Source organism: Streptomyces incarnatus (genome assembly GCF_001027185.1).
Lineage (GTDB): Bacteria > Actinomycetota > Actinomycetes > Streptomycetales > Streptomycetaceae > Streptomyces > Streptomyces puniciscabiei.
This window is the reverse complement of sequence record NZ_CP011497.1, coordinates 1593555-1608638: the sequence shown is the minus strand read 5'-3', so window position 1 is coordinate 1608638 and position 15084 is coordinate 1593555. Positions and strand designations below refer to the sequence as shown.

13 protein-coding genes and 1 pseudogene are annotated in these 15084 nt (G+C 70.4%); 10 read left to right on the top strand and 4 right to left on the bottom strand.

Translation table 11 applies throughout. The features are described 5' to 3' along the window. Nucleotides 1–19: 19 nt before the first annotated feature. The 6 genes and pseudogenes from ABB07_RS07105 to ABB07_RS07080 all read left to right on the top strand — a co-directional run. Nucleotides 20–994, top strand: a complete 975-nt coding sequence (locus ABB07_RS07105; protein WP_208897910.1) for a quinone oxidoreductase family protein — start codon at nucleotides 20–22, stop codon at nucleotides 992–994. 38 nt (nucleotides 995–1032) lie between these two features. After that, entirely contained in the window at nucleotides 1033–1953 is a 921-nt protein-coding gene (locus tag ABB07_RS07100) for a TauD/TfdA dioxygenase family protein (protein ID WP_208897909.1), read from the top strand. Between the two features lie 93 nt (nucleotides 1954–2046). After that, a complete protein-coding gene (locus tag ABB07_RS07095; RefSeq protein ID WP_244189252.1) occupies nucleotides 2047–3333 on the top strand; it encodes an MFS transporter in 1287 nt (428 codons plus the stop codon). Continuing rightward, nucleotides 3330–3953, top strand: coding sequence for an RBBP9/YdeN family alpha/beta hydrolase (locus ABB07_RS07090; RefSeq protein ID WP_208897907.1), 624 nt, complete (start codon nucleotides 3330–3332; stop codon nucleotides 3951–3953). Before ABB07_RS07095 ends, ABB07_RS07090 begins: the two co-directional genes overlap by 4 nt. Continuing rightward, the gene (locus ABB07_RS07085) at nucleotides 3950–5968 is read left to right on the top strand and encodes an acetoacetate--CoA ligase (protein WP_208897906.1); all 2019 of its coding nucleotides are present in this window, start codon (nucleotides 3950–3952) and stop codon (nucleotides 5966–5968) included. The genes ABB07_RS07090 and ABB07_RS07085 overlap by 4 nt, the downstream gene beginning before the upstream one ends. Nucleotides 5969–6831: 863 nt before the next feature. Next, nucleotides 6832–7290, top strand: a pseudogene (locus ABB07_RS07080) (MMPL family transporter); the annotation flags it as partial. Nucleotides 7291–7643: 353 nt separating this feature from the next. Here ABB07_RS07080 and ABB07_RS07075 read toward each other — a convergent pair. The 4 genes from ABB07_RS07075 to ABB07_RS07060 form a co-directional block, all read right to left on the bottom strand. Beyond that, nucleotides 7644–8225: a TetR/AcrR family transcriptional regulator gene (locus tag ABB07_RS07075; protein ID WP_208897904.1), complete on the bottom strand. Its 582-nt coding sequence runs from the start codon at nucleotides 8223–8225 to the stop codon at nucleotides 7644–7646. 28 nt (nucleotides 8226–8253) lie between these two features. Continuing rightward, nucleotides 8254–9342, bottom strand: coding sequence for a tetratricopeptide repeat protein (locus ABB07_RS07070; RefSeq protein WP_208897903.1), 1089 nt, complete (start codon nucleotides 9340–9342; stop codon nucleotides 8254–8256). Further along, the gene (locus tag ABB07_RS07065) at nucleotides 9339–9530 is read right to left on the bottom strand and encodes a hypothetical protein (RefSeq protein WP_208897902.1); all 192 of its coding nucleotides are present in this window, start codon (nucleotides 9528–9530) and stop codon (nucleotides 9339–9341) included. Before ABB07_RS07065 ends, ABB07_RS07070 begins: the two co-directional genes overlap by 4 nt. A 140-nt stretch (nucleotides 9531–9670) precedes the next feature. Continuing rightward, nucleotides 9671–10513, bottom strand: coding sequence for a DUF4331 family protein (locus ABB07_RS07060; RefSeq protein WP_208897901.1), 843 nt, complete (start codon nucleotides 10511–10513; stop codon nucleotides 9671–9673). Nucleotides 10514–10744: 231 nt separating this feature from the next. Here ABB07_RS07060 and ABB07_RS07055 point away from each other — a divergent pair, with 231 nt between their 5' ends. The 4 genes from ABB07_RS07055 to ABB07_RS07040 all read left to right on the top strand — a co-directional run bounded on the left by ABB07_RS07055 (nucleotide 10745) and on the right by ABB07_RS07040 (nucleotide 14566). After that, a complete protein-coding gene (locus tag ABB07_RS07055; protein WP_208897900.1) occupies nucleotides 10745–11353 on the top strand; it encodes a hypothetical protein in 609 nt (202 codons plus the stop codon). A gap of 13 nt (nucleotides 11354–11366) precedes the next feature. Continuing rightward, entirely contained in the window at nucleotides 11367–12701 is a 1335-nt protein-coding gene (locus ABB07_RS07050; RefSeq protein ID WP_208897899.1) for a Dyp-type peroxidase, read from the top strand. 26 nt (nucleotides 12702–12727) lie between these two features. Further along, nucleotides 12728–13816, top strand: a complete 1089-nt coding sequence (locus tag ABB07_RS07045) for a catalase family protein (RefSeq protein ID WP_208897898.1) — start codon at nucleotides 12728–12730, stop codon at nucleotides 13814–13816. Nucleotides 13817–13918: 102 nt separating this feature from the next. Beyond that, nucleotides 13919–14566 carry a TetR family transcriptional regulator gene (locus ABB07_RS07040; RefSeq protein WP_208897897.1) on the top strand — a complete coding sequence of 216 codons (648 nt, stop codon included), beginning with the start codon at nucleotides 13919–13921 and terminating at the stop codon, nucleotides 14564–14566. The last annotated feature ends 518 nt before the right edge of the window (nucleotides 14567–15084 follow it).

Genomic DNA, 15084 nt, shown 5'->3' with positions numbered 1-15084 from the left:
GACCCTCCGGGAGCTCTCCGTGGCACACGCCGTCCGCTTCTACGAAACCGGTGGCCCTGACGTCCTCACCTGGGAGGAGGTGTCCGTCGGCGATCCCGGACCGGGCCAGGTGCGCATCCGGCACGAGGCCGTCGGCCTCAACTTCGCCGACACCTACTTCCGTACCGGGCTCTACCCGGTACGGCTGCCCGACGGCATCGGCGTCGAGGCCGCCGGAGTGGTGGAAGCCGTCGGCGAGGGCGTCACCGACGTCGCCCCGGGGGACCGGGTGACGTACACCGGGAGCCCGCTGGGGGCCTACAGCACCGAACGGGTCATGGACGCCTCGCACCTGATCAGGCTGCCCGCCGGTATCAGCTGCGAGACGGCCGCCGCGATGACCATGCGCGGCCTGACGGCGGCCTATCTGCTGCGCAGGATCCACCCGCTGCGGGAGGGGGACACGATACTGCTGCACGCGGCGGCCGGCGGCGTGGGCCTGATCGTGTCCCAGTGGGCCGCACTGCTCGGCATCCGTGTCATCGGCACGGTCTCCAGCGAGGAGAAGGCGGAGATCGCCCGCGCACACGGATGCCGGCACGTCATCCGCTACCGGCAGGAGAACGTCGCCGACAGGGTGCGGGAACTGACCGGCGGCGCCGGAGTACCTCTGGTGCTCGACAGCGTCGGCAAGGACACCTTCGCCGGCTCCCTGGCCTCGCTGTCCCGCCGCGGCCTGCTCGTCTGCTTCGGCACCGCCTCCGGGCCCGTACCCCCCATCGACGCCATGCAACTCGCCGTCCAGGGCTCGCTGTTCGTCACCCGGCCCGCCCTGGCCGACTACATCGCCGACCCCGCCGAGCGCGCCGCGCTGGCCGGCGAGCTGTTCGAGCACGTCGCCACCGGGCGCATCAAGATCGAAATCAACCAGCGCTACGCCCTCGAGGACGCGGAGCAGGCCCACCGCGACCTGGAAGCCGGCCGGACCACCGGGTCCTCGGTCTTCGTCCTGTGACAGGGCGCACCCAGTTCCACCCAAGGGAGTGAGCACCCATGCCAGACACCGTTTCGCCGTCGCTGCGGCACGCCCCGGCACTGGTGCGCCCGAGCGCGCGCCGCACCTCCGTCGAAGCCGAGCCGCTGACCTGCACCATCGGAGCCGAGATCACCGGCGTGAACCTCGCCGAAGCGGCCCGTGACGACGACCTGTTCGCCGAGATCAAGAGCCTGCTGCTGCGGTACAAGGTCCTCTTCCTGCGGGACCAGGACATCTCGCGCGCCGACCATGTCGCGTTCGCCTCGCGGTTCGGCCCGCTGGAGGACCACCCCGTCGCCGGCAGCGACCCCGACCACCCCGGACTGGTCCGGATCTACAAGGACCTGGACAGCCCCCCGGAGCACTACGAGAACGCCCTGCACACCGACGGCACCTGGCGGGTGAACCCGTCCATGGGCGCCGTACTGCGCTGCGTCGAATCGCCCCCCGTCGGCGGTGACACGATCTGGGTCAACATGGCCGAGGCGTACCGCCGGCTTCCCGACCACATCAAGACCACGATCGAGGGGCTGCGCGCCCGCCACAGCATCGAGGCCACCTTCGGCGCCGTGATGCCCGAGGAACAGCGCCACGCGCTGAAGGAACGGTTCCCGGACGCCGAGCACCCGGTCGTGCGCACCCATCCCGAGACGGGCGAGAAGATCCTCTTCGTCAACGCCTTCGCGACGCACTTCGTCAACTACCACACACCCGAGAACGTGCGTTTCGGCCAGGACTACGCGCCGGGCGCGAGCCACCTGCTCACCTACCTGATCAGCCAGGCCGCGATCCCCGAGTACCAGGTGCGCTGGCGTTGGAGCCCGGGCAGCGTGGCCATCTGGGACAACCGCTCCACCCAGCACTACGCCGTCCAGGACTACTGGCCCGCCGTCCGCAAGATGGAGCGCGCCGGGATCGTCGGCGACAGACCGTTCTGACCTGCCCCTCCCCAAGCAGTCGAGGTGATGACAATGGAGTTTCACACCACTGCGCAGTCCACGGCCCCGACCGCATCAGCGTCGGAATGGCCCGTGTCCAAACGCTATGCCTGGACGGTCTTCGCACTCGGCTTCGGCCTGCTGCTGTCCGACTACATGTCCCGCCAGGTCCTCAACGCCGTCTTCCCGATGCTGAAGGCCCAATGGCTGCTGTCCGACGGCGCCCTGGGGTCGCTCAGCGGCATCGTGGCCCTGGCGGTCGGCGTGCTCACCTTCCCCATGTCCCTCATGGCCGACCGGTGGGGGAGGGTGCGCAGCCTGCTGATCGCCGCCACGATGTGGAGCCTGGCCACCCTCGGATGCGCCGTGTCGGCGGGCTACGGCGAGATGTTCGTCGGCCGGCTCTTCGTCGGCATCGGCGAGGCGGCGTACGGCAGTGTGGGAATCGCCGTGGTCCTCAGCGTCTTCCCGGTCACCCTCAGGGCCACCCTCTCCGGCGCTTTCATCGCGGGCGGCGCCTTCGGCTCGGTGCTCGGCGTCGCCGTCGGTGGCGCCGTGGCCCAGGCGGCGGGCTGGCGCTGGGCGTTCGCCGCGATGGGGATCTTCGGCCTGGTGCTCGCCGTGGTGTACGGCGTCGTGGTCAAGGAGAGCAGGCTCGCGCCGCGCGGACGGCCCACCGGGGGCGAGGACGGCGCGCCGGAGCATCGGCAGCTGCGCGCCCACCTGCCCCGCCTGTTCTCCTCCGTCTCCGTCGTCAGCGCCTATGTCGGCAGCGGACTGCAACTGTTCATCGCCGGCGCGCTGTTGTCCTGCCTGCCCAGCTTCTTCAACCGCTACTACCACATGACCACGGCCGGCGCGGGCGCGGTCGCCGGCGGCTATGCCATGGTCATCGGCTTCGGAATGATCTTCGGAGGCATCGCTTCCGACCGCATCAGCTCCACCACCCCGATCCGCAAGTGGGCCGTCGCCGTCGGTTGCAGCCTCGGCTCGCTCCTCCTGCTGACCCTCGCCTTCCAACTGCCCACAGGACCAGCACAGTTGTCGGCCCTCGCCGTCGGCGCCCTGCTGTCGGCCGGTTCCGCCGGACCCGCGGCGGCCATGGTCGCCAACCTGACCCCCGCCGCCATCGCCGCGACCGCCTTCGCCACCCTCACCCTGGCCAACAGCCTGCTCGGACTGGCCCCGGGCCCCGCGGTCACGGGCGCGCTCGCGGACCACTTCGGCCTGCTGGGCGCCCTGCGTATCGTGCCCCTCGTCGCGCTCGGGGCCACGGTGGCATTCCTGGTCGGGCGGCACTGGTACGAACGCGACCTGCTCCGCCTCGACGACCTCGCTGTGAAGGCCGAGCCCAAGCACCCGTCGGAGATCCCTTCATGAGCCCCATCGCGGAACCCACCCTGGTCTTCGTCCCCGGTCTGCGCGACCACGTCGCCGGCCACTGGCAGACCCTGCTGGCGGAACGGCTGGCCCAGGCCGGCCGCGCCGTTCGCACGGTTCCCCCGGTGGAGGGGAACCGACTGAGTCTGGACGTCCAGGTCGGCAACCTGGCCGCCACGCTGGCGCCCCTGGACGGACCGGTCCTGCTGGTAGCCCACAGCGCCGGAGCCATCACGACTGTCCACTGGGCCGGGCGCCACCGCGCCGACGTACGCGGCGCGCTGCTCGCCACGCCACCGGACTTCGAGACGCCTCTGCCGGAGGGCTACCCCACCCCCGCCGAACTCGCGGACCACGGCTGGACCCCCGTGCCCCGCCGGCCGCTGCCCTTCCCCAGCGTCGTCGCGGCCAGCGCCGACGACCCCCTCGCGGCGCCGGAGCGTGTTGCCGGGCTCGCCCGCAGCTGGGGCAGCCGTCTCGTGGAGCTGGGCGCGGTCGGCCACCTCAACCCGGCATCCGGGTACGGCCAGTGGCCCCTGGCCGAGGAACTCATCCGCACCCTGGAGGCCGACTCCGCAAACGCACCGCTCGGGTCAACCCCCACCGGAGGGCACCCGTGACGCCGGACACCGAGCTGCTGTGGACCCCGGGACGCCGCGAACTGGAGGACTCCAACGTCGCGCTGTTCATGGCATGGCTGGAAGAGACCCGCGGCCTGCGCTTCGCCGACTACGCCGAGCTCTGGCGGTGGAGCTCCACCGATCTTCCGGGCTTCTGGTCGGCGGTGTGGGAGTACTACGGACTGGACGCCGTCACCGGGTACGACGAGGTGCTGGGCGACGCCACCATGCCGGGAGCCCGCTGGTTCACCGGCGCACGCCTGAACTTCGCCGAACGGTGCCTGGCCCAGGCCACCGACGCGCGTCCGGCACTGGTGAGCGTGACCGAGGGCGGCGAACCCGTCGAGATGTCGTGGGCCGAGCTGCGGCGGCAGGTCGCCGACGTGTCGGCCGCCCTTCGGCGGATGGGCGTGCGGCCCGGCGACTGCGTCGCCGGGTATCTCACCAACCTGCCGCAGGCGGTGGTGGCACTGCTGGCCACCGCCGCGATCGGCGCCGTGTGGACGGCCTGCTCACCCGACTTCGGCACCCCCAGCGTGCTTGCCCGGCTGAGGCAGGCCCGGCCGGTGGTCCTCGTCGCCGCGGACGGCTACCGCTACGGAGGAAAGGAGCACGACAGACGCCCCACGGTCACCGAGCTCCTGGACGGCCTGCCGACCGTCCGCCACCTCCTCGCCGTCGACAACGGGTACCCGCCAGCGGCGGACGGATGGTCCGTACGATCCGGCGTCGCCGTGCACGCCTGGTCCGCACTGCCGTCCACCGGCCGGGCACCTGACTTCGCCGACGTACCCTTCGACCACCCGCTGTGGATTCTCTGGTCGTCGGGAACCACCGGTGTCCCCAAGGGAATCGTGCAGGGCCACGGCGGCATCGTTGTGGAACTGCTGAAGGCGCTGGGGCTCGGTGCCGACCTGCGCCCCGAGGACCGGTACCTGTTCGTCACCTCCACGAGCTGGATGGTGTGGAATTTCCTGGTCGGCGGCCTGCTGCACGGCACCACGATCGTCCTCTACGACGGCAGCCCCACGTTTCCCGACGCCGCCGGCGCCTTGCGGGCCGCCGAACGGACCGGGGCCACGATGGTCGGTGTGGGCGCGGCCTATCTCGCGGCCGTGGAGAAGTCGGGTCTGCACCCGGCGGCCGACCTCGACCTCGGTGCCGTGCGCTCGGTCCTGCAGACAGGGTCGGCCATGGCATCGAGCACCTGGCGGTGGGTCCACGACCGGCTCACCCCCGGCGTGTGGCTGCAGTCGATCTGCGGCGGAACCGACGTCTGCTCCGTGCTCGCGGGCGGCACCCCGCTCCTCCCGGTCCGCGCAGGCCGCATCCAGTGCCCGGCGCTCGGTGTGGTGCTGGCCGCGTGGGACGAGACGGGACGGCACCTGACCGGCGAGCAGGGGGAACTGGTGGTGACCGCCCCGCTGCCCTCCATGCCACTGCGCTTCGTCGACGACCCCGGTGACGCACGCTACCGGGCCAGTTACTTCGCCACCTACCCGGGCGTGTGGCGGCACGGTGACTGGGTGACCGTGGGAGCGGACCTGTCGGTCGTCGTCTCCGGCCGTTCCGACTCCACGCTCAATCGCATGGGGGTGCGGATGGGCTCGGCCGACATCTACGCGGTGGTGGACCAACTGCCCGGCATCTCGGACAGCCTCGTCGTCGGAGTCGAGCAGGCCGACGGCGGCTACTTCATGCCGCTGTTCGTCGTGACCGACGATGGCGAGGAAACCGACGACGACCTCCGGGATCGGATCACCGCGGCCATCAAGCGGCAGTTGTCCCCGCGCCATGTGCCCGACGCGGTCGTACGGGTGCCCGTGCTGCCCCGCACACTGACCGGAAAGAGGCTTGAGGTGCCGGTCAAACGGCTACTGCAGGGCGCGAACGTGGCCGATGTGGCCGGTCCCGGCGCCGTCACCGACGGCCAGATGCTGGACTGGTTCGCCGAATTCGGAGCGCGGGCGAATGGCAGCGGGAACGTGAAAAGGAACGCAACAGACAGGCCATAGCGGGCGTGCGCGCCCCGCACCGAAGGAGTCGAATGGTCTGGCTGCCCGGTAATTCACAAAAATCCAGAGTGGGAGCCAACGAGCAATGCTCGGAACCTGTGAATCGGTGCCGGGAGGAACGCGGAGGGCGTACCTTGCGCTCCCGAAGTCCTGACGCTATTCCCACGCTGACTGTCTTCGTCACTCGTACTCCCAGGCTCGTCCAGCCTGCCGGTAGTCCTCCACAGGGATGGGATCGACGCCCGTTCGCATGCGGGCCATGTACAGCAAGCCGTTGAGGTGATCGATCTCGTGGTGGGGGCTTGGCCCCGTGTTTCACCTGGTCAGACCTGTGCAGTAGCAACCCCCGTCATAGGGGCGGTGTGATAGGCGGGTGATACGGGAGGCCCCTTCGAGGTCCGTCCTGACGGGGTACCTGCGCGGAGGCGCGAGACGGCGAAGCCGCACTGGAGCGCTCCGGTGCGGCTTCGCCGTGAGACCACGTGCCCGGGCGCCACGATGAAGTTGGCGCCTCATACGCTCCGTGTTCCTGTCACGCTTCCCGGCGCCCTGACTTTGCGATTGCACTCGCCCGGAGGAGTCCATGTATTCCTGGAGTGCGCTGTCACTGCCTCCTCGTACCGTCCGGATGGGCCGGGCAACCAGCGCTCCTTGAGTGACCACTCCAGTCCATCGCCAGTGGCCACATCTTCCGGCGAGGTGAATGGGAACGCGGAACCGCGTTGCGGCGTCCCAGGGCGGCGCGACCAGCGCGGATTCCACAGACAGGATCGTCGTCGGCCGGGACCTCACGCGACTCCGCGTCGGCCGGCATGCCTCGTTGCGCGAGCCGCCTCCGCAGCTGCGTACGGTGGGCCCGCTTCAGCCCTGGCCCGGTCACGAGCTTCCTGCCGGTCCTGTTGATCGGTGTCCTCTTCGGCCTCGCCATGGACTACGAGGTCTTCCTCGTCAGCCGGATGCGCGAGCACTACGAGCACACAGGTGATGCCGCCGAGGCCATCACCCACGGCGTCGCCGGCAGCGGCCGGGTCGTCAGCGCCGCCGCGCTGATCATGGCAGCGGTCTTCGGCGGTTTCGTCTTCATCCACGACCCGATCATCAAGTCCATCGGCTTCGCCCTGGCCTTCGGTGTCCTGGTCGACGCCTTCGTCGTCCGCATGACCCGCGTACCGGCGGTCATGGCTCTGCTCGGCCGCCGCGCCTGGGTACTGCCCGGCTGGCTCGACCGGATCACGCCCGACGTCGACATCGAGGGGGCGAGGCTTCCCGGGCGTGGGGAGGACGAGGCAGAGCAGAAGCAGCGCGAGGTCGCCGTGCGCTGAGCCGTCGGCATCTCATCCATGGTCCCTCCGGTGGCCGAAGTGGCATGCATGAGCGGTCCTTTCCCGCATACGACTCGCCGTTTCGACCACAGTCACTGTCCGGCTGATCGCGCGCTCAAGGAGCCTCCTCCCGCAAGACACTTGACGAAGCGGGTGGCCCTTCCCGACGCACTCCGCGTCGACACCGTCGCGTCCAGCAGGGGCAGGGTCACCGGCAAGCCCATGAGGCCGTAGCTGTCGGCGGGCGACAACCGCATCGCCGCGGCCCTGCCGGAAGCGGCAGCCTCACCCTGCGCGACCTGCGCGACCTGCGCGTCTCCGGGACGGAGGGCGGGATCGAGCGGACGACGCTTCTACGGCGCCCACGCCCGAAGCGCGGCGTCCACCACCATGTCCACGGTCTCTGAGCCGAGCGTTGAGCCCACAAGGAAACGCTGGTAGACCAAGGGTCCGACGGTGGTCATCGCGAACGTCTCAGCCGTGACGTCGGCGCGGAGCCGGCCGTGCTCGACGGCCGCGGCGACGGCGGGGCGCAACGCGTCGACGATCTGGTTCAAGAGCGTCTGCCGCAGATGCTGCATACCGTCGTCGTGCTGCGCCCCGCGCAGGACGGCGGCGAGGACCGCTCCGGCCTGGGTGTCGTCGAGCCGTTCGCCGAGCCGGAGCAGGTAGTGCATCAGCTCGGCGCGCGGCTCGGCACGCATCTCCGCCGGTGCCGGCGGAATCGGCGGCATCCCGGCCTCAAGCGCGGCCAGGCGGAGTCCGAGCAGGTCGGGCCAGTGGCGGTAGACCGTTGCCCGGCCGACCCCGGCGCGGACGGCCACCGCCTGGTGTGTGACGGCCTCCAGCCCGCCCTCGGTGAGCAGTTCGGTGGCCGCGGCCACCATGGCCTCACGACTGCGCACCTGGCGCGGGTCGGCTCGCTCCTCCGGCATACGACGCCCTCCTGTGAGACGATTTGACTCACATGCTAGCTATGGGTTGTCGGGGCACGACTGTGCCGTGCGCCTCCTGACCGGCCGCACGGGCGCGCCCGACCAGCGCGTACGACCGGGTCGTCCGGCGCATCACCAAGGTCCGCAGGGCCAGCTGGAGTCCGCGGTCGACATCGCCTCCCACCGTCAGCCAGAAGTCGGCGGCGTGATCGGCGTACGCCTCCGGATGGAGCAGCACCAGATCCTCGTACCGCTCGGCTGCCAGGTCCCGCCACGGCTGTGCCTCCCGGTGCCGGCCGGCGGCCCGCAGGGCGAGCGCGAGATGGGCGGCGTACTCGGGATCGTCGCTCGTCTGCACCAGGGGGCGCAGCCGGGCGACGGCGGCCTGAGGATCTCCGAGAAGGAGCTCGACCTCCGCGAGGTGGCCGGTCGCCGGAGCGTAGCCCGGCACCCGGCGCCGGGCCGCCTCGAAGCACTGCCGGGCCCTTCCCAGGTCGCCCTGGCGCATCCACATCACCCCGCGCCGGAAGTCCAGCTGGGCGAGCGGGAACGGCGATACGCCCTGGTGGACGCGTCGCGCCTCGTCGAAGAGGTGCTCCGCCTCGGCGGTCTCGCCCCGTTCCGCCCGGAACACCGCCAGAGCCCCCAGCATCGCGACGTCGGATTGGTGCGGGGCGGCCTTCCTCAGCAGGGCATGAGCTTCGGTGCAGCAGCCGACCGCCTGAAGGATCGCCGCCCGGTCCGCGTCCAGGGTCGCCTGTGCCGCGCCGGCCCGGCCTGCCGCGTCGAGGTCGGCCATCGCTTCGGCGAAACGGTGCAGGGTCGCCCGCGCCCGGGCGCGGGCCAGTAGGGCGGTGCCGTCCCCGGGAGCGTCGCGGACCAGCCGGTCGGCGAGTTGTGTCGCGCGCTCGTAATCTGCGACGCGGGCCAGCAGGTGCCCACGCAACGTGAGCAGGTCGACCAGGACAGCCTGTTGCGCGACAGCGAACGGGTCGGCCGCACCTGCCTGTTGGGCCTGTGCCGTCAGGCCGTCGATCCGGGCCGACAGGTTCACCAGGGCGATGGTGCCGTTCGTGGTGACCGGCTCGTGGGTGTCTCGGACGGGCTGGACCGTCATGCCGCTTCCTCCTCCGGCTCCGGGGGCGCCAGCAGCGCGGTCATCACGGTCATGAGGTCCGGCGGGTTCGGGTTGGGGGCCACCAGGTAGGGGAAGCGGTGGGTGGCCGGCCGGGTCGCGTGGTCGACGCCGTCGCTGATACGGGCTCCATCGACGCCGTGCACCAGCAGCGTGTAGAGGGTGTCCACGATGTCGTCGTTGGGTGCCCGGCCGCCGCAGGTCGCGTGCTCGCGGCCGGCGAGCAGGGCGGCCTCGATCTCGAAGCAGCTGCTCTCGGAGAACGGCTTGGAGACGTCGACGACGAGGAAGTCCGCAAGGAGAAGCTCGGTCAGCGGTGGGCGTCCCGCTCGTCCAACGGCCAGACGGTCTCGCCGTCGAGACGGTCGAAGAAGGCCAGGTTGGCGTCGAACCGCGCCCGGTAGGCCCCGGCGTAGTCCGGTCGTACGGCGAAGGCGTCTTCCTCGTTGTAGAGGTCCCGGATTTCGAGGTCGCCGTTGACGGGATCGAACTTCTTGCTCGCCAGCACGACGTTCTTGATCTCCGGCCGGCCCATGCGCTCCAGTCGCACCGGACGTCCGCCGGAGACCACGGTCTCGCAGACGACGCCGAACATCGGGCCACTGTCCGGCCCGAACACCGTCTCGGTGTCGACCTCGACGACAATGCTCAGCACGTTCATGCCTTCGAGGACGTTGTCCGCGTCGGGCTGGAAGGCGAGCTTCTCCCTGGCGTCGGTGGCCAGGACACCCGCGAGGTTGATGAAGAACGGGTCGAGTCGTGGCCCGGCGAAGATCTGCAGTCCGTTCGTCTCGGTGGGGGTCTCGTCGCCGACCTGGAAGAGGATCTGTGTGCCGTTCGGCGCCGTGCAGACGCCCGTCTGCACCGGCCGGTCGCTGTCTTGGACCAGTTCGGGGGCGGCGAAGGTGAAGTCCAGGTCGTACTCGGTGTCGCCGACGGCGAACGAGGGCCGTTCGGTCGCCGGCGCTACCGGGCGGATCCGGAAGCGGTAGGTGAGCGCGTCGGAGAACAGCGCCGTGGGCGCCGCGGCCGGGAAGACATTGAGGGCGAGGACCAGCCGGCCGGGCCGGTCCGGGCTGGGGAAGGCGAAGACATCGGCGATGTCGGACGCGGGATCGAAGAGGATGCGCGGTCCGGAGAAGTGATCCGCCATCGGGGACTCCTTGGAGTGAGGGATGAGCCGGGGGATCCGTCATCTGTGAGACAGGCTGACTCATAGAGTGATTACGAGTCAACTTGTCTCATAGTGACGAGGGTCATGCGGCGATTTTCGGGTGGCGCGTTGACTGTGCCGGTGAGTGAACTGATGATGTAATCAGTTATGTGGGCTTAGTCAGCAGGCGCCGCCGACAGAGCGGGCGCCCGAGCCCCGAGGAGAGGTGCCATGAGCGAGAAGGACCTGCACGCGAAGTTCCACAAGCTGCCCGACGCCGTCTGCGAGAAGGTCGACGCGACGCTGGCGGACGCGAAGATCGCACTCAAGCTGAAGGTCGCCGAGATCCTGGCCGACAAGGAGGAGGTGGCCGAGCACGCCGTCACCACCGCCGGCCGGATCGGCGCCAAGAGTGGTGAGGTGTCCGAGCTGACGACGATCCTGCCGCTGAAGCCGCACGGTGCCGAGCGGCTGCGGAAGTTCTTCAAGCTGGTCGGCGGGAACCTGGCGGGCGCCGGTCAGGTCGGCACGCTGCACAACATGCGGTTCGTGTTCCTGGACAACGACACCAAGCTGTTGTTCGCAACCGCCTTCGACGGCGAGTGGGACCCCTACATCGACGACTTCGCCACCAAGATCCCCGAGTTCATGGACTACCTGTTCAGCAACGTCGAGGGCTGGCCCGGCATCACCTCGCCCGATGTGAAGGACTTCATCGTGAAGTACCAGATCCCGGCGGAGGCGTGGTTCGTCGCCCACCCGGGCCTCACTGTTGCGGAAGGCGCCCGCCTCATGCGGCAGGAGTCCGCCGTGCAGCGGTTCCTGTCCGACCTCAACTGAGGGCAGGCGCACCATGTCCGTCTTCCGACGCCTGCGCCGCCCGCCCACGCTGGATCTCGACGACATCCAGGCAACCCTGCTGCGTGCCCGGCCCGAACCCTACTTCGGCACCCACGCGATCCTGGAGATCACCGAACCGTCGGCGGGCAAGGAGTTGCTGCGCCGGCTGGCCCCGAGGGTGACCTCGGCGGCTCGCTGGGACGAACCGCGGCCGTCCTGGCTGGCCCTCGCCCTCAGCTACCAGGGACTGGTCGCCCTGGGCGTGCCGCAGGAGTCGCTGGCCTCCTTTCCTGCCAACTTCCGTGCCGGCATGGCTGCCCGTGCCGAACGGCTTCGTGACACCGGCGTGAACGCGCCGGCGAACTGGGAGTTTCCCTTCGGCACGCCGCGCGTGCACGTCGCCGTCACGGTCTACGCCGCGAGTGAGGACGACTGGCGTGCCGAAGTCGCCGCCTATGAGAAGGAGTTGCGGGATGTCCCCGGCGTGCGGCTGCTGTCGCACCAGGACTTCGCGGCCGACGGCTTCAATGTGTTCGGCTACCGGGACGGCTTCAGCCAGCCGGTGGTCGAGGGCAGCGGCGCCGAACCCCTGCCGGGCGACGGCCGACCGATCAAGGCGGGCGAGTTCGTGCTCGGCTACCCGAGCGAGACCGGCCACGCGCTGCCCGTACCGGCTCCGGACGTCCTCGGCCGCAACGGCACCTACGTCGTCTTCCGCAAGTACCACTCCCACGTCGCCGCCTTCAACAAGTGGCTGCACGACAACGCCCGTACCGAGGCCGAACGCGAACTGCTGGCCGCCAAACTCGTCGGCCGCTGGCGCAGCGGCGCACCGCTCGCCCTGGCCCCGGAGCGCGACAACCCCGCGATCGGTGAGGACCCGAACCGGATCAACGACTTCGACTACGCCGCCGACCCGCGTGGGCTGTGCACCCCCCTCGGCTCCCACATCCGCCGCATGAACCCGCGCGACACCAAGCTGACGGTCCTCACCGACGTCAACATCCGCCGGATCATCCGGCGCGGCACCTCCTACGGCACCCCGCTGCCTCCGGACCGCCTCAAGGACGACGGCAAGCCGCGCGGCCTGGACTTCATCGCCCTCGGCGCGCGTGCGATCGACAACGTCGAGTTCCTGCAGAGCGAGTGGGTCGGCTCCGGCAACTTCATGGGCCTCGGCAAGGAGAAGGACCCGATGATCTCCCTCCAGGACAAGGGCGCCTACTTCACCGTGCCCGGCACCCCGCCCCGCCGGGTGCAGAACATCCAGTCCTTCAACACCCTGCTCGGCGGCGAGTACTTCTTCATGCCCAGCCTGTCCGCCATCCGCTGGCTGAGCAGCATCTGACCCCCACCCCGCGCGCGGAGGCATCCATGACCTCGTACGTCCGCTACAGGCCCGACCTCGAACAGCCCTTCCCGAACGAGCAGGAACTCGTCCGCCAGGTCGTCGAGGCCATGGGCAAGGCCAACCAGCAGGTAGCCGACAAACACCGGCACGGCATGCGCGACGCCCACGCCAAGAGCCACGGCGTCCTCGCCGGCGAACTGCGCATCCAGCCAAACCTTCCCGCCCACCTCGCTCAGGGACTCTTCGCGGCACCGGCCACCTACCCGGTGATCGTCCGCTTCTCCTCCGCCCCCGGCGACCTGCGCTCCGACCAGGTAGCCGTCCAGCGCGGCATCGCGATCAAGGTGATCGGCGCGTCCGGGCCCCGGGCCCTCGACGACGGCTTCACCACCCAGGACTTCCTGCTGGTCAACCACCCCACCCTGCCCTTCGGCAATATCGCCGAGTACGCCAAACTCCAGGACCTGCTGGAAAAACAGCCGCGCCAGAGCGACCAGCAGCTTCAGCTCACCGGACTGGCCGCCCGAGCCGCCGCCAAGGCCCTCACCCGCGTCGGACGCCCCCTCCCGCCCGCCGTCGAGACTCTGGCCGCCGCCAACCACCACATCCTCGGCGAGACCTTCCACTCCATGGCCGCCCTGCGCTACGGCGACCACGTCGCCAAGGTGTCAGCCGCCCCGCGCTCGGCGAGCGTCAAGGCCCTCACGGGCCGTCCCGTCGAGAAGAAGGCAGGCGGATCGGCGCTGCGCGACCTCGTCGTCGACTTCTTCGCCCACAACAGCGCCGAGTACGACATCCGCGCCCAACTCTGCACGGACATCGAGCGCATGCCCGTGGAGGACGCCTCCGTCCTGTGGCCCGAGGATCTGTCACCGCACGAGGTCGTGGCGGTGCTGCACCTCCCCGCCCAGGACGCCTACAGCGACGCCCGCCGCCGGTACGCCGACGACGTCCTCTCGTTCAGCCCCTGGCACGCCCTGGAGGCCCACCGCCCGCTGGGTTCCATCATGCGCTCGCGCCGGGCCGCCTACCCCGCCTCCAGCGACTTCCGCCACCGCTTCAACGGGATCGAGCCGCAGGAGCCGTCCGACATCAAGGAGCTCCCCGCCTGATCAGGACCGCCCGATCCGTGGATGCGGCCACGGATCGGGCCGGGGCACGCGTGTCAGAATGAAGGCGCCTGTTCTTCCGCCCGCCTGCAACGAGGTTCTTCCGTGTCCCAGTCCGTCGGCCGCGTGCCACAGCGACGCAACGCGCGGTCCAACCGGGCGCGCATCCTGGCCACCGCACGTCAGGAACTCGGACGCAACCCCGACATCACCCTGGAGGAGCTGGCTCGCGCCTCAGGTGTCGTCCGGCGCACTCTGTTCGGGCACTTTCCCGGGCGGGCGGCGCTCCTCGAGGCGCTGGCCGAGGAGGCCGCCGAGGCTCTGCACACGGCCGTGGCGGTCGAAGCGCCGGTGGCGGAGCCGGCGGACCGGGCGCTCGCGCACTTCACCCTGTCGATGTGGCCCGTGGGTGACCGCTACCGGATGCTCCTGGCGCTGGCCCGTCGGGATCTTGGCGTGGAACGTGTCGACGAGATCCTCAAGCCCGCCCGTGTCAGGGTCACGGGCATCGTGGAGCAGGGCCAGCGCGACGGCGTCTTCCACCCTCATCTGCCGCCCGCCGTGCTCAGCGCCGGTCTGGAGGCGATGACGGTCGCCCTGCTGGAAGAGGTCAACACCGGGGCGTTCGAGGACGACGGCACCCGCGTGGCCGTCGCCACGCTCATCGCGGCCGGCGTTCCGGAGGAGCGGGCGCTCACCGTGGTCGACGACGCCGCTGCCACGGCAGCGGCGGAGCATGTCGCCGACGACTGAGCCCCGGCGCGCCCCGTTGAGACAGTGGTCAGGACAGACCCCGGCGTGAAGGCGCCGGGGTCTCCTCATGTGCACCAAGACCGCCCGGGACGCACGGGACGTCGGCATGACGCGGACGTCGGTCGTGATCGGGACGGCCCAACACCTCTCGCCGGAGCAGGCGCTGGGGCGGGAGACCGACGCCCGTGGTGTAGGCGGGCAGCACCGTGGTTCTCACTACCCACGACATGAGCGGCCAGTCGTCGGGTGGCGGGACACGGACCGCCGGTGTGGCCACCACGCCGACCTCGACGACCGGTGGTCAGTAGGACCTCACCGGCGCCGGACAATACCGAGCCCTCGACCGACGGAGTGCGGTCGAGGGCTCGGTGCTGTCCTCGGGGCTGCGGGCCGCTGCCGGCGAGGGCCTCGCTTCGGGGAGGCCCTGGGTGCAGGCAGCAAAGAGGGACGGTGCCGGGCGTCCCCTCCCGGCACCGTCCGGGGCCGTGCGCCGCTCAGGCACGGCCCGTCCTGGGGTG

What these genes read in the sequence shown, in the direction of transcription:
- ABB07_RS07090 (WP_208897907.1), top strand. Translation starts at nt 3,330, where the DNA reads ATGAGCCCCATCGCGGAACCCACCCTGGTCTTCGTCCCCGGTCTGCGC.
- ABB07_RS07050 (WP_208897899.1), top strand. Translation starts at nt 11,367, where the DNA reads ATGTCCGTCTTCCGACGCCTGCGCCGCCCGCCCACGCTGGATCTCGAC.
- ABB07_RS07075 (WP_208897904.1), bottom strand. Translation starts at nt 8,225, where the DNA reads ATGCCGGAGGAGCGAGCCGACCCGCGCCAGGTGCGCAGTCGTGAGGCC.
- ABB07_RS07045 (WP_208897898.1), top strand. Translation starts at nt 12,728, where the DNA reads ATGACCTCGTACGTCCGCTACAGGCCCGACCTCGAACAGCCCTTCCCG.
- ABB07_RS07060 (WP_208897901.1), bottom strand. Translation starts at nt 10,513, where the DNA reads ATGGCGGATCACTTCTCCGGACCGCGCATCCTCTTCGATCCCGCGTCC.
- ABB07_RS07055 (WP_208897900.1), top strand. Translation starts at nt 10,745, where the DNA reads ATGAGCGAGAAGGACCTGCACGCGAAGTTCCACAAGCTGCCCGACGCC.
- ABB07_RS07070 (WP_208897903.1), bottom strand. Translation starts at nt 9,342, where the DNA reads ATGACGGTCCAGCCCGTCCGAGACACCCACGAGCCGGTCACCACGAAC.
- ABB07_RS07100 (WP_208897909.1), top strand. Translation starts at nt 1,033, where the DNA reads ATGCCAGACACCGTTTCGCCGTCGCTGCGGCACGCCCCGGCACTGGTG.